Source organism: Bariatricus sp. SGI.161, from assembly GCF_050313695.1.
Classification (GTDB): Bacteria; Bacillota; Clostridia; order Lachnospirales; family Lachnospiraceae; genus JAFBIX01.
This window is the reverse complement of sequence record NZ_JBNPLX010000049.1, coordinates 1-11715: the sequence shown is the minus strand read 5'-3', so window position 1 is coordinate 11715 and position 11715 is coordinate 1. Positions and strand designations below refer to the sequence as shown.

Genomic DNA, 11715 nt, shown 5'->3' with positions numbered 1-11715 from the left:
TTCCCGCTACTTAAACTGTGTACTGACAGTCCGAGAGACAGAATTATCTGTCTCTCATTTACTTTTATAGAAATCACATACTTACTCATAAGCAGTCTATAATCAACATGACCGGAATCTATATTGCATTCAAAGGCTTTTTTAATATCTTCCTTTGTGATAGATGGAATCTGCCGGGAATTCAGGGATATCTTACGCTCAAGTTCTTCTCGCTCTTTTTTTAATGATTTAACTTCCTCCATCAATTCAGGATATGTTACTCCATTCAAAATGGCAGCAGTTGCATTTTTTAATTTAAGGTTAATTTCATTGATTCGATTTTTCTCAGAATCACAATTCACACATTTGGTTTTTATTTCATATAAAATTTTTTCGGCAGCAGAATCAGAAAAACTGCACAGGAAAGAGTTAAGTTCTCCTATAACCCATGATTCGACACGCTCAGCGTTCAAATTAGGGGCGTTACAGGTGCGAGTGCGGTATTTTGTACCACAATAATAATAAGCCGTAGAATAGCCACGTGAGCGCACCACATGACCAACGTAATGACCGCCGCAGGAAGCACACTGGAGATATCCACTTAATAGATACACCCTCTTGGACGGTTTGGGGCTATTAATTGCAGATGAAGAGATACTTTTGTTTTTAGACAAACGAATTTGAACTTCATCAAATAATTCCTTGCTGATGATCTGAGGTATCTTATTTTCAAGTTGTACAATATTTGCATTAGGTGTTCCGCCAGCCCACTTACCCAACTTTTTCACGTTACGACGATTCCAGGTATATAGGCCGGTGTAACGGTCGTTTTTGAGAATCGAATAGATTGAAGATTTACCGAACGGTTTTCCGCGCTTTCCAAGCGCACCACGAAGCTTTTCAATAATGTCCGCATAGCTATATCCGGCTGCATACATTTCAAACATCATCTTTACATTCTCAGCTTCTTTTTCGTTGATCACATACTCCTGATCCACAACATCATAACCATACGGAGGAATTCCGCCGAGGAATTTTCCTTCCAATGCACGTTGCGTAGTCCCTTCAATAGTTTTCTGCCTGGTTTGAAGAACATGATGCTGGCCAATACCGATTCCGAGAAGTTCTACCAGAAAGTCGTTGGGGTTCATGATATCGCCTAATCTGTCCTGAGTGGAAATTACTTCAACACCCAATAAATCCATAGCCTTACGGAAAGAAAACCAATCTGAGACATCTCTGGAGCCTCTCGTGATGTCATAAATCACAACAGCATCAAACAAATGGTTCTTAGCATCTATACAGAGTTGACGGAATGCAGGGCGATCCATATTCGTTCCAGAAAGAGCGTCATCGTGATATCGGTATGCAAGATTAAGATCGTGTTCGTTACAATATTGTTCTATAACACGCATTTGGAATTCGATGCTATTCTCTGTTTGATTATCTGTAGAATAGCGGCCATAACCAGCCACCACTCTTTGGTTTGAGCATTTTCTGTTCTGATTCATATTGATTCTCCTCTCAAAAATGGGTATAAAAAAGACAGTCTGTCTCTTGCAGACCGTCACCGAAGATGATAAAATATATTTGTGTGTAATACATGTGTATCTTCGGATACATGAGCCGTTCCTGTTGGCGCAGGAGCGGTTTTTAATTGATTATATTAATAGCCAACAGCGGTAACACCATATTCGGCTTGTTCGGCGCTAAAACCTTCATATTCCAACTGTTCAATCAGACCCTGTCTGGAGAAAGAAGAATAGTCTAAATAGTCTTGCGCCTTTTTGGCTGCCTGTTCATTCCAGTCAGCTCCGCAGTTATCCACTGCATAGGTAGCGTCTTCTGTAGAAAAGCCTTCATATTCCAGCTGGCTAATTAATCCACTATACGAAAAAGCGGTAAAAGACAGATAATCCTGTGCTTTACTTAAAGCATTCTTCTGAGACATAGTAGCAGAGTTAAGAGCATCTTGTTTTGCGGCTTCTTCAGCGGCAGCAGCTTCATCAGCAGCTTTCTTCTCGGCGGTTATCTCATCGGCCTTTTCGATAAGAGCATCGATTTCTTCATCCGTAAGACCATCAAATTTACTCATTTTTTCCTTGTAAGCATTATACTCAGAAGTAATTGCCTCGAGTTCGGAGGTTTGTTCGTCGTATTTCTTTTGTAGTTTGTTATACTCATCTTTTGAAGGACTGCCAAGCGAAGAGATGATAATGAGTACGATGATTATACCTGCAACAATCTTAACGCCTTTACGCTTGTACCATTTTGGTTTTTGGGTTGTTTGCGGAGGTGCTTCCAAAGTAGATGACTGATCAGGTGAAGTGTTCTGGCCATACATATACTTCGTTTCATTTGTTTCTTCATTGATTTGGTTGTTTGTTTCTTCCATAATCTTTTTCCTCTTTCCACTTAGATTTTCCACACCTTACATTGAGAAACCTATATAAATGCAGCCGGTAATAATTTCCAGTAGCAGATATATCAAAAATATAATAAAATAAGTGTATGAAAATACTACTTGGCGAAATCATGTATCAAAAGAACTTAACAATACGCCAAGTCTCTCGCCTTACCGGACTACCTAAGTCCGCGATATCAGACATCGTATCTGGTCGAACAAGCCCCCGAATGGAGACTATGGAACGACTGGCAGCAGGACTCAAAATCCATATTGCTGACCTGTACGAATCCGATTACAAATAAGTGTCCGAGTTCTCGGACAAATTTCAAAATCCCATAAGATAATAAAATAACAAGTGTATATATTATAGAGGGATATGTTATCCACACATTATCCACATACTTACCAACAAAATAATCGAACAAATGTTTGCGCACACCTTGAAATGACAAACGCATGAGTGATAATATAGTTACAAGGGGAGCAAACAAATGTTTGCAACGGAGGTCGTGCTTATGGATACAGAAGAAAAAAGAAAATACCTACATGAAGCAATCAATAAAATGGATAAAAAACAAATTGAAAAACTATATCAATTGATAAGAGGTATTTTCGGGAAGGCAATTTAGTCTTCCTTTTTTATTTCTTCGTATTCATTCATAATAGAATCCCAAGTTTCATCAGGAACACTGTAAAGCAGTTCTAATAACATAGATAGAGCTGCTTTTTTTGATGGAGCAGAATTCTCCATTATATATCCAAAACGATTATAGGCGCGTTCGTATGGTGAAGATTTTACAAACATTGGATCAATACCATCACGAAGCCATTCTTCATTAACATTAAATTCTCTACAAATAGAAAAAATAACTGCTTCAGAAGGAGTGCGTAGTCCCATTTCATAATTGCCAATCGTATTACCCTTAACACCAACCTTGGCACCAAATTCTGCTTGAGTGAGCTTCAACTCTTTTCTTAATAATTTAATCCTATCCTTCATTATTTCACCGCCTTTCAGATAATTGAATTATATAACTAAAATCCCACATAGTCAAGAATCATTTTTAAAATAAACTTGACAAAACCCACAATGAAGAGTACAATAACCACATAGTCAAGGTAAAGCGAGGTGAAAACATGGCAGAGCAGAACATTTTAATAAGTGAAGCAACAGAAGAAAAGCGCTTAAAAGATTTTAAGAAGATTGCAGAGAACTGGGACAGAATTCCTGAGTATGAAAGAGGAAGACTGGACGGAACAATTACAACTTTAGCGACAGTATATTTAGGAAAAGTAAAGGGAGTGAGGTGAAAGGAATGGAATATAGAGAATACGAAAAGGTTCGAGATGAAGCGGAAAAATATGCAAAAAAGATTTTAAAGGAAACGCCTAAAAATTTTACATTGCTTCATCTCGAATACTTAAAAAACGTTGTGCCCGAACAAATAGACAATACGCTTTTTGAAATAAAGAGTAAAACTACTCTAGATCTGTTGCCCCCTCTTTGATAGACGGGCGAATTGCTTTCAGTGCTGCACGATATTGGCAACCAAAATTAAAATAATCAGATTCAGATGAAAGTGGAAGATTTTTTCTCTGATAAATTAAAAGAGTTGCCTGAAGCGCGAGATCATGAGCACGTTGCTCAATACTAATATCACTATACATTTTAAAACTCCTTTCTCATATACTCGGCTCTGGCGGGAGCCTGTACATAAAGTATAGGAGTGAAAAAACAAATTAGCAATAGGAAAACGAGGTGAATTAAAAAGTGAAAATAAATAACATGGAACTTATTGTCGAACATTCGGACGAAAAGAAAATAACTATCGACGACATCATAGAGTGCGTATTCGGAGGAAGCGTAAGAACCGTTGCAGAAAGTTTCGTAAGGAATGAGAGAAATAAGGAAGCGAGCTAAAAATGTTAAGAAAGAGAATGAAGAGAAAAAGGATTAAGGAAGCCGTAGGGAATGCAGTCACATTTACAATAACGGCAGTCGGGATATTACTGATCTGGAGCGCCGTACAGGCGATAGAAGACGGATGGAGAATTACATATGGATTACTGCAGATGCTTCTGGGAGCTACAGTACTAGGGATATTAGCATTAACCATTCGGTTAATAAGAAGAAAACATAACGAGGGGATATGGGAATGAAGCAAAAAGTAAAAAGACTGGCAGTCGAAATAGTGGAAGGATTCCTGATCGGATTCGCATCCGGGGCAGGATTATACCTGGCAGTTACGATCTGCTCAAAAATATTTTAGGAGGTGAGGAAGATGGCAGAGAATAAGCAGGAAATTTTAGATTTATTGTTACCAGCACTTCGGAAGACACGGAATTTATACGATCTGAAAAAACTGGAATACAACGAAAGCCGGGAACTGGTCTATGCAACATTTGAGAGCGGATATCAGAAAGTGGCAGATGTCACAGCAGACTCTGGGACAAGCATGATTCGGGATGTTATTCGGCAGATTACATAGGAGGAGATTGTATGGAACCACCATTCTACATCATCCGCTGGTCCGGTTCCTTCCGTCAGGAAGATGGAATCGTAAGCAACATGCTCTGCCGATTGGGTACGAAGAAAGAGGTAGAGAGATATGCCGAAGAGATGGCAGAAAAAAATAATGTGACCGTGGAGGCAATTGTATGAGCGTAAAAAGAAAAAAGCTGACGCTTGTAGACGTCAGCAAGTCCATAAGTACTATGGAAAACACCCTATAACCATAGTACCATCAAAGACTGAAAAAGTCAAGAAATAAGGGGCGAAATGCCCCATTTTGACTCGATAAGTTTATTATCTTAAGAACTTATAGGAGGAACAGCATGCCCTATGTAAAAAGTGTATGTAGGGCGGGTAAGACAAAAGAGATAGGGAAGTATTACACGAGACGGTATCATCCAAAACAGGAGAAACGAAAACCAAAATCAAAAAAGACATCAGAAAAGCAAAGAGACATTAATGACAGACAATTGGTAAGGAAGCTGACTCGGATACTAAATGATAATTTTGATGGTACAAGCTGGTACATTACATTTTCGTACAAAAAAGAAGACAGACCGGATATAGAAAGACTACTGTGTCATGTAAGAGAACTGCTAAAAAAGATGAGGAAAATATACAAGGACCATGGAAGGGAATTGAAGTATGTAGAAGTGGAGGAAGTAGGAGAACGTGGAGCAGTACATATACACATGGTGATTAATGACATAGATATCAGAGAGATAAAAAAATTATGGAAATATGGATATGTCACAGCAAAGCCACTGGATGATTCGGGGCAATACCGGAAGCTGGCAGAGTATTTTATAAAATACCATCAAAAAACGCGGGGAACCGCAGAACAGATTCGGAAGAAAGCATATAGCTGTAGCCGAAATCTTACCCGTCCAAAACCGAAAAAGAAAATCATCAACAGCAACCAATTCCGGAAGGAAATAAAAGTACCAGAAGGATGGTACCTGGATAAAGAGAGTGTAAGGCAAGGAGTTACAGATGAGGGATATGAATATCTATTCTATACGCTCATCCAAATACACAGGAGGATTTAAAATGTGCGAAGCAGCAAAAAGATGTTTAAAGGAATTGAGAAAGGAACGGGAGAAATGGGTATCCCGCTTCCCGGAACAGAAAGAGGAAGAGATTAATGATGAATTAATGATCATCATGGCATTGAATATCGCAACGATGCATTATCGTGAAATGAATGAAAGAAGAGAAAAGCAATGTACAGAGTAGATATCTACATAGAGACAGACAGCGCAAACACTAGGAAATCCAAGAGAAGTTACGGATATATCTTGGAATGTCTGCGAAACGGAGAGCCAAAAACAGTGGAGGGATTCGGAGAGACGGAAAGTACCTACCACGAGACCAACCTGATCGCCATCAATGAAGCGATGGGAAGGCTAAACCAGTCATGCGAGGTCCATATCCATACCGGGGACAAGTTCATACTCAACATGATGGAACACAATCTGGATCGATGGGCGGCGAATGATTTCAAGACCAGCAAAGAAAGACCGGTAGAATCCGAGGATCAATGGAGAGAATTCTGGAAGAAAAGCCGCGGCCAGCTGATCAGAACAGAATATGGAAAGCACAGCTATTCTGACTGGCTTCAAAAGGAACTGGAAAGGAGAAAGCCATGCGCATAAAAAATATAAATACAAAAGAGTGGTACGATATTCCAGGGCACAACCAATACCAAATAAATTACTTCGCCGAAGTAAGAAAGAAATTAAAAAATGGAAAATCCAAGAAAATGCATCCGTACGTCAAAAAAAGCAAAGGGAAACAATGCATAAAAATAGACGGAAAAGAAGAATATGTTTTTACATTGATGAGAATTACATTCATCGGAACACTACCGAAGGGAATGGTAGCGTATCACAGGAACGGGATAAAGACCGATGACGAATTAAGTAACATTGGAGTTATAACGCGAAGCGAACTGTCGAAAATGACAAGTCGGAAGAATGGGAGATCATTCATTGTTGCGAAACTATCGGGAGATGGAGAGATTGTTGAGTTTTATAAATCGGCAAGGGAAGCTGGAAGAAAAAATCACATGAGTTACCAGACTGTATTGAATTATGTAAACGGAGAAACAAAGAAAATATTCGCACCGGACGGATACGCATACTGCAGGGATAAGGAAATGGAAATTCAGAAAACGATACGAAGGATAGAACTGGAAAGAAAAAAAGAATGTGGCATTTGTTTCATACAAGCGCCAAGCGTAATGTTTGAGTTTTAGGAGGGATAGAGATGCAAAATATGCAAGGAATACGGGCGATTGACAGTCTGGATGAAGCGACATCTATTATCAAAAATGAGATGGAGAGCATGTTCGATGGATTTATAGCCATCGGATTCTATTTAAAAAAGATCAGAGATGACCGGCTGTATTTACAGAAAGGATATAGCAGCATTTTCGATTATTCCGACCAGGCATTCAAATTAACCCGTTTTCAGACTACAAGATTCATGGAAGTTAATGATGTATACAGTATCGGAGGATATAGCCCAGAAATTGATGACAAATGGAAAGGGTATGGCAGCAGTAAGCTAGTAGAGATGATGGCATTGCCGGAAGAAATACGGGAAATGGTGCCGCAGCAGGCAACAGTAAGGGAAATTAGAGATGCGAAAAAGGTTGTCAGGGAGACAAAAGATAAGTATAGTCCACAAATGAATCTGTGCGACGCCGCGCAGGAACCAGACGAAAACTGGATGAAACTGCTGGCTAAGATGCTGGGAAAAGACCGGAGTATCTTCATGACAATGATAGAGTGGGAACGCAGCGATATTGGAAACGATAGGACAGGAATCGAAAAAGAGGTGCAAACTCTAGTAAATCCTAGTGGATTCCAGGTGTTGCGATTTGAAACGGCAAATATTTGGATGACGGAGAATTGCATTCGGGTAAATCCATATAAAGTAAACGGAGAAGTACCGAATTCAGTCGAGTATACCTATATAGATTTGGCAATGGCGTTTGAAGAAATCTATTATCCGAATTATCCAGATATTTCAGAAGCAGCGCAAAAGATATACGAGAGGGTATATGGAGAGGCGCTATGGCAGGCAGAAGAGAATGATATGTGCGATGTCGCACAGGATGAAGCAATCGAAGAAAAACATGGTACGGCAATTGATGAGCTTAACCTTAGTGTTAGAACCTATAATGTACTGAAAAGAGCTGGAGTGGAGACAATCGAAGAGCTACAGAGCATGTCAGACGTTGATTTGGCAATGATTCGAAATTTCTCGCGGAGATGCATGGATGAAGTACATAGTAAACTTGAAGAATATGCGAGAAACAACGCTGAAAAGACCGCGTGCGACGTCGCGCATGAATCCGAAGAACAGATCCCTGGTCAAATGAATGTGGAGGATTATCCAGAGATTCTGCCAGAACAATCGGATAACGATATTAACAACGATGAAGACAATGTTGTTGATGCGGAGTACCGGGAAGTAATCGAAGAAAATACGGTAGACACTGACGAACCGGAAAAGATTAAACCAGCACAGCCTGATCTTCCTGTATTGAAAAATAATGATCAGCGAAAAGAGTGGTTGAAAGATTATAAATCATGGGGGCTGTGGTACCGGGATGAAAACATAGATGTGAACTATTACAAATATGATTTCTCGGATGGCAGCAGGCTGATAGTCGACGAATATCCGCAAAGAAGGATGTATTGGAATTATAAAGAGTTTACAGATGAGCACTATTATCATCTGCTTGAGAAGAACAGAAAATATTACGGCAGTGATAAAACATTTGAGCATCAATATGTACATAGCACAGAAAGTGAAACATACCTGGTAGAGTTTTTAAAGAATCTGCAGAAAAAAGAGACGAAGAAGCATGTATGATCTGATGTTCCCAAAGACTGGATGGAAGAAAAAAAGAAAGAAGCACGCAGCGAGTATCATGCACTGTAAGGATGGGACATGCTATCTATGCATGAAGTTAGAGCAAAATTACAGCAAACACTTGGAAATCCAAGAACATCACGTATATCCGGGAAACCCGAACAGGCAGATATCAGAAGAAAACGGTTTTAAAGTATATCTGTGCAGGAGACATCACACGGATGGACCAGAGGCAGTGCATAACAATCAAGAGAACATGCGACTGATCAAGGAAGACTGCCAGAGAGTATATGAGGAAACACATACCAGGGAAGAGTTCATGAAGCTGATAAAAAGAAATTATCTATAGCACCTTCGGTGTTGTATCACGTAACCCGTTCATATAGATTCGCCTCCGGCCAGAAACCGGAGGGGAAAGGAGAGGAAAGATGGCAGCAGTCAATATCATAGAACGATTGTGGCATTGGATGTTCCAATCAAGGAGAAAAGGATGCAGAAGCAGTTGCCTAAATTGTGAATACTGGGAAATATGCAGGAGAGATGGTGAGTAAGATGAGCAGAGCACAGAATAGAAGGGAAGAAAAAGAAAAGGAACAGAAGAAAAAGACATTCATAATGACAGCAGAGGAATTGTACAAGATACGGAATCAGGAATACCTGAAGGCGAAAAGACAGCTGGAAGCACAGAATAAGCAGACCGCAGAAACCATTCTTATGATGATGCTGATTATACCAGCAAATGTACTAATTGCAGATTACTGGCAGAAAAGCGCGAAAAAGAGGATGCCTGAATTCATGAAATCATGCATGGATCTATACCAGGCATGGCAGCAGGGAGTGGTAGACATCGAGCAAATGCAGAAACTGACAGAAGAATACGCGGGAATTGATCTGTCGGAAACAATCAGTACAAAAGTTATGAAAGAACTAAATTAGGCGGAGGTAAAAAAGCAATGGAGAAAGCAATTAAAAATAAAAGAATACCGGTGGCAATGCTTGTAGATAACGGAATGGGACCGCAAATCGTTACAGGGCATGCAATCGTTACAAATGATGAGAATGGGAAGACTTTGAGTCTGCGCCACGGCAGCAGACAGATGACAATCGCTTTTGAGAAAATTGAAAAGTATCTAAATTAGGCTTTAGTGAAAGAAGGTAACAAATTGAACAAAGTTTTAAAGTATCCGGGAAGCAAATGGAGAATAGCGGATAAGCTGGTAGATCTAATACCTCCACACCATACATATTTAGAACCATATTTTGGGAGCGGAGCAGTGTTTTTCAGAAAACAACCATCCGATATAGAATCCATAAATGATTTAGATCACAATGTCGTGAATCTATTCCGATGCATTCAGGAAGATTCTGAGAGATTGGCCAGAATTGTAATGTTAACACCTTATGCAAGAGAGTTGTATGATCAGCAGTTTGATTCGCATGAAGAGCCACTAGACAAGTATGAAAAAGCAAGAAATTTTCTGATCCGGTGCTGGCATGGACACGGATATCGCACGAATGGATATAAAGTGGGTTGGAAGAATGATGTCCAGGGACGCGAGAAGATGTATGCATTGTGGGATTGGTACCGTCTTCCGCAGTGGATTATGGAGATAGCTGAAAGACTTCGGAAAGTACAGATAGAAAATCTACCAGCATTGGATCTGATCAAGAGATTTGATTATGAAAGCGTGTTCATGTACATAGATCCACCGTATCTTATGGGGACCAGGTCGGGAAAACAGTATGCGCATGAAATGACGGATTCAGATCATGAAGAGTTACTGCAGACGCTTTTGAAAAGCAGAGCAATGATAATGATTTCTGGATATGATTCAGAGATGTACAATGATATGCTTTCGGGATGGCAGAGAAAAGAGTTTATATCACATACTCAAAAATCTGTGAAAAGAACGGAAATTATATGGATGAACTATGAAATAGGTCAGATGGAATTAAAACTAAACTGAAATTTAGGAGAGGATGAGTTATGGCGATATTGAATTATACAACCACGGTCGACTCACATAAGACTGTGGCAGAGATAGAAAATATCCTGATCAAACACAAGGCTAAGTCAATCATGAAGAACTATAATGGCGAATGCATAGAAAGTCTGAGTTTCCTGGTAGATGTCGGATATAATCAGATACCGATTAAGATGCCGGCCAAGGTTGATGAGTGTCTGAAAGTGCTGCATCTGGAGAAGAAAAAGAATTCAAAGGTCAAAGCAACAAGAGAACAAGCAGAGCGTGTGGCATGGCGTATTCTGAAAGACTGGGTGGAAGCTCAGATGGCATTACTGGATATTAACATGGTAAAGCTTGAAGAAGTATTTATGCCGTACATAGTTGATAAGACCGGGAAAACATTATTTGAAAAGCTTGAAGAAAAACAGTTCCTTTTGGAAGCTGAAAAATAGGAGGGTAACGAAATGCTTGGTTATATTAGTGGAATAACAGATGTTAATGATATTAATTATTGTCCTAAATGTGGAGCAGAAATTAAAGAATTCTATGGTGATGGAACGGCAAAATGTGAAGAGTGTGGTTATCATTTTGGTGTTGTGGAATGCGAAGAATAGGATTCTGAAATTTAGGAGGGAAAGATGGAAAGGGTAATAATTGCCATTGCATACATAGCAATCGGATGTTTTATTAACGGTTGGATAAACGAACCGTGGCAGAAGCCATCGATACTTTTAGTGATTGCGTGGCCAGTGCTTATATTTTCATGGATTTTGATTGGATTCATGTGGGTTATGTATTCTATGGGTGAAAAAATAAGTAAGAAAATGTGGAAATCGGAGCAAGATGATTGAAATTTAGGAGGATAACGAAATATGAAAAACTTTGGATTTGTAAGTAAAAAGAAAGTGGCAAGAGAAATTGCAAAAATATATAACGATCATGAGAACACACCGTGTTCAAAGGAG

At 39.5% G+C, this 11715-nt stretch carries 22 protein-coding genes; 18 read left to right on the top strand and 4 right to left on the bottom strand.

What is annotated here, in order from left to right; genetic code table 11:
* Together ACQRBH_RS16665 and ACQRBH_RS16660 are read right to left on the bottom strand one after the other, a co-directional pair.
* A partial coding sequence (locus ACQRBH_RS16665; protein WP_427762580.1) for a recombinase family protein occupies positions 1-1490 on the bottom strand: 1490 nt, incomplete at its 3' end.
* A gap of 155 nt (positions 1491-1645) precedes the next feature.
* On the bottom strand, positions 1646-2374 hold the full coding sequence (locus ACQRBH_RS16660; protein WP_427762579.1) for an Ltp family lipoprotein: 729 nt from the start codon (positions 2372-2374) through the stop codon (positions 1646-1648).
* Between the two features lie 116 nt (positions 2375-2490).
* On the opposite strand from ACQRBH_RS16660, the gene ACQRBH_RS16655 reads away from it, so the two are divergent.
* The gene (locus ACQRBH_RS16655; RefSeq protein WP_427762577.1) at positions 2491-2688 is read left to right on the top strand and encodes a helix-turn-helix domain-containing protein; all 198 of its coding nucleotides are present in this window, start codon (positions 2491-2493) and stop codon (positions 2686-2688) included.
* Positions 2689-3011: 323 nt separating this feature from the next.
* On the opposite strand, the gene ACQRBH_RS16650 is transcribed toward ACQRBH_RS16655, so the two are convergent.
* Positions 3012-3386, bottom strand: a complete 375-nt coding sequence (locus ACQRBH_RS16650) for a helix-turn-helix transcriptional regulator (protein ID WP_427762575.1) — start codon at positions 3384-3386, stop codon at positions 3012-3014.
* Positions 3387-3523: 137 nt separating this feature from the next.
* Here ACQRBH_RS16650 and ACQRBH_RS16645 point away from each other — a divergent pair, with 137 nt between their 5' ends.
* Both ACQRBH_RS16645 and ACQRBH_RS16640 read left to right on the top strand, forming a co-directional pair.
* Positions 3524-3697, top strand: coding sequence for a hypothetical protein (locus ACQRBH_RS16645; RefSeq protein WP_427762574.1), 174 nt, complete (start codon positions 3524-3526; stop codon positions 3695-3697).
* Positions 3698-3702: 5 nt separating this feature from the next.
* On the top strand, positions 3703-3894 hold the full coding sequence (locus ACQRBH_RS16640) for a hypothetical protein (protein ID WP_427762572.1): 192 nt from the start codon (positions 3703-3705) through the stop codon (positions 3892-3894).
* Here ACQRBH_RS16640 and ACQRBH_RS16635 read toward each other — a convergent pair.
* Positions 3866-4054, bottom strand: coding sequence for a hypothetical protein (locus ACQRBH_RS16635; protein WP_427762570.1), 189 nt, complete (start codon positions 4052-4054; stop codon positions 3866-3868). The genes ACQRBH_RS16640 and ACQRBH_RS16635 overlap by 29 nt on opposite strands.
* 255 nt (positions 4055-4309) lie before the next feature.
* On the opposite strand from ACQRBH_RS16635, the gene ACQRBH_RS16630 reads away from it, so the two are divergent.
* The 15 genes from ACQRBH_RS16630 (at position 4310) to ACQRBH_RS16560 (ending at position 11601) form a co-directional block, all read left to right on the top strand.
* Entirely contained in the window at positions 4310-4546 is a 237-nt protein-coding gene (locus ACQRBH_RS16630; RefSeq protein ID WP_427762569.1) for a hypothetical protein, read from the top strand.
* A gap of 122 nt (positions 4547-4668) precedes the next feature.
* Positions 4669-4875 carry a hypothetical protein gene (locus ACQRBH_RS16625; protein WP_427762568.1) on the top strand — a complete coding sequence of 69 codons (207 nt, stop codon included), beginning with the start codon at positions 4669-4671 and terminating at the stop codon, positions 4873-4875.
* 11 nt (positions 4876-4886) lie between these two features.
* A complete protein-coding gene (locus tag ACQRBH_RS16620; RefSeq protein ID WP_427762566.1) occupies positions 4887-5048 on the top strand; it encodes a hypothetical protein in 162 nt (53 codons plus the stop codon).
* 173 nt (positions 5049-5221) lie between these two features.
* Entirely contained in the window at positions 5222-5947 is a 726-nt protein-coding gene (locus ACQRBH_RS16615) for a rolling circle replication-associated protein (RefSeq protein ID WP_427762565.1), read from the top strand.
* A 1-nt stretch (position 5948) separates the two neighbouring features.
* Positions 5949-6134 (top strand): hypothetical protein, encoded by a 186-nt coding sequence (locus ACQRBH_RS16610; RefSeq protein ID WP_427762564.1) that lies wholly within the window; start codon positions 5949-5951, stop codon positions 6132-6134.
* Positions 6122-6553: an RNase H family protein gene (locus ACQRBH_RS16605; protein ID WP_427762562.1), complete on the top strand. Its 432-nt coding sequence runs from the start codon at positions 6122-6124 to the stop codon at positions 6551-6553. Before ACQRBH_RS16610 ends, ACQRBH_RS16605 begins: the two co-directional genes overlap by 13 nt.
* A complete protein-coding gene (locus tag ACQRBH_RS16600) occupies positions 6544-7155 on the top strand; it encodes a hypothetical protein (RefSeq protein WP_427762561.1) in 612 nt (203 codons plus the stop codon). Before ACQRBH_RS16605 ends, ACQRBH_RS16600 begins: the two co-directional genes overlap by 10 nt.
* 11 nt (positions 7156-7166) lie before the next feature.
* On the top strand, positions 7167-8783 hold the full coding sequence (locus ACQRBH_RS16595) for a DNA-directed RNA polymerase subunit alpha C-terminal domain-containing protein (protein ID WP_427762560.1): 1617 nt from the start codon (positions 7167-7169) through the stop codon (positions 8781-8783).
* Positions 8776-9132, top strand: a complete 357-nt coding sequence (locus ACQRBH_RS16590; protein WP_427762559.1) for a hypothetical protein — start codon at positions 8776-8778, stop codon at positions 9130-9132. The genes ACQRBH_RS16595 and ACQRBH_RS16590 overlap by 8 nt, the downstream gene beginning before the upstream one ends.
* Positions 9133-9335: 203 nt before the next feature.
* Positions 9336-9719, top strand: coding sequence for a hypothetical protein (locus tag ACQRBH_RS16585; protein WP_427762557.1), 384 nt, complete (start codon positions 9336-9338; stop codon positions 9717-9719).
* A 17-nt stretch (positions 9720-9736) separates the two neighbouring features.
* Entirely contained in the window at positions 9737-9922 is a 186-nt protein-coding gene (locus ACQRBH_RS16580; RefSeq protein WP_427762556.1) for a hypothetical protein, read from the top strand.
* 24 nt (positions 9923-9946) lie between these two features.
* Positions 9947-10750, top strand: coding sequence for a DNA adenine methylase (locus ACQRBH_RS16575; RefSeq protein WP_427762555.1), 804 nt, complete (start codon positions 9947-9949; stop codon positions 10748-10750).
* 20 nt (positions 10751-10770) lie between these two features.
* Positions 10771-11202 carry a hypothetical protein gene (locus tag ACQRBH_RS16570; protein WP_427762554.1) on the top strand — a complete coding sequence of 144 codons (432 nt, stop codon included), beginning with the start codon at positions 10771-10773 and terminating at the stop codon, positions 11200-11202.
* A gap of 12 nt (positions 11203-11214) precedes the next feature.
* Positions 11215-11364: a hypothetical protein gene (locus tag ACQRBH_RS16565; RefSeq protein ID WP_427762553.1), complete on the top strand. Its 150-nt coding sequence runs from the start codon at positions 11215-11217 to the stop codon at positions 11362-11364.
* Between the two features lie 24 nt (positions 11365-11388).
* Positions 11389-11601 carry a hypothetical protein gene (locus ACQRBH_RS16560; RefSeq protein WP_427762552.1) on the top strand — a complete coding sequence of 71 codons (213 nt, stop codon included), beginning with the start codon at positions 11389-11391 and terminating at the stop codon, positions 11599-11601.
* Positions 11602-11715: the final 114 nt, after the last annotated feature.